This window comes from Oleiphilus sp. HI0086 (genome assembly GCF_001635225.1).
Window position 1 is genome coordinate 1 of the sequence record NZ_LWFZ01001198.1, and the last position, 868, is coordinate 868.

Below are 868 nucleotides of genomic sequence, written 5' to 3' on the forward strand. Positions count from 1 at the left end.
CCGAACACCATACCCTGTCCATTTTCTTTTGAGTAAATCGCCATAATAGCTACGATAGGAACGTAGACCTGCATCGGAACGCCACCAAAACGCGCTCGAAAACTAATAGCCTCTCCATCAATTAACAGCTCATTAACCGCACCAGGACTAATATTGAGTATAATTTGCCCATTCGTGACATAGTCTTCTGGGACACTTACACCCTGGATACCGGCATCAACGACGATATACGGCGTCATGTCGTTATCCAAAATCCAATCATTTAGTGCTCGAACCAGATATGGCCGACTTGGAGTCATTCCGCTCACCCCTTTACTCATTATTTAGCGACTTAGTGTCGCATTTCTTTTTCTAGTTCAGACAAGCTAGCTTGAAAGGACTCACGCTGAAATATACGATCCATATACTTCGAAATCGGTTTTGCCTGGACATCATCTAACTCAATTCCCATTACCGGTAAACGCCACAACAAGGCAGAAACACAGCAATCGACAATGGTAAACTCTTCACTCATGAAGTAAGGCATTTCTGAAAAAATCGGCGCTGTAGCAATCAGGCTTTCTTTCAATTCCTTACGATACTCATTCGCCTTCGCAGCATGCGGATCAGCAAGAATTGCATCAGCCAGACGACTCCAATCTTTACGGATTCGGTACATCATCAAGCGGCTTTGCGCTCGAGCAACCGGATATACTGGCAACAAAGGAGGGTGCGGAAAGCGCTCATCCAAGTACTCCATCATAATATCCGACTCATAAAGTACTAAGTCGCGGTCAACCAAAGTAGGCAAGTCATTGTATGGATTATGATCAGAAAGCTCAGCAGGCTTGTTATCTGGGTCAACGTTAACAACGTCAACTGCGACACC

The 868-nt window shown here is 44.9% G+C and carries 2 protein-coding genes; both read right to left on the reverse strand.

Going from position 1 to position 868, the window contains the following annotated elements:
• On the reverse strand, nucleotides 1-299 hold a 299-nt coding region (locus tag A3756_RS20805; protein WP_156490652.1), incomplete at its 3' end, for a ClpXP protease specificity-enhancing factor.
• Between the two features lie 32 nt (nucleotides 300-331).
• Nucleotides 332-868 (reverse strand): glutathione S-transferase N-terminal domain-containing protein (locus A3756_RS20810; RefSeq protein WP_068554515.1); only part of this gene is annotated, 537 nt, incomplete at its 5' end.